The sequence below is a fragment of the Bacillus sp. SIMBA_031 genome (assembly GCF_046535225.1).
Lineage (GTDB): Bacteria > Bacillota > Bacilli > Bacillales > Bacillaceae > Bacillus > Bacillus velezensis.
Map to the genome: position 1 here is coordinate 1 of NZ_JAWRXC010000342.1, position 264 is coordinate 264.

General features: G+C 39.8%; 1 pseudogene. It reads right to left on the bottom strand.

The window, feature by feature from the left end:
• Positions 1-84 precede the first annotated feature (84 nt).
• A pseudogene (locus SB724_RS20565) lies at positions 85-264 on the bottom strand (hypothetical protein); the annotation flags it as partial.

Sequence of the window (264 nt, forward strand, 5' to 3'; positions counted from 1 at the left end):
CCCATTCAAACGTTATTTGAGCCCGAGCTAGTTATACGCCAATCTGTGGTTAAACCTTTAGTATAAAGGGAAGCAAAAAGGGTGTTAAACAAGCTGATTGAGTAATGCTAAATTTATTGGTTTTAACAATACCTGCTCTATTTCTAGTTGCCTGATATGCACGGCATCGGGCTCCATACCACTAATAATAACGCGCTTAATATTAGGGTAATGCTGTTTAATAAACCCAGCCAGCTCTAAACCGGTTCCATCTGGCAAATGCAT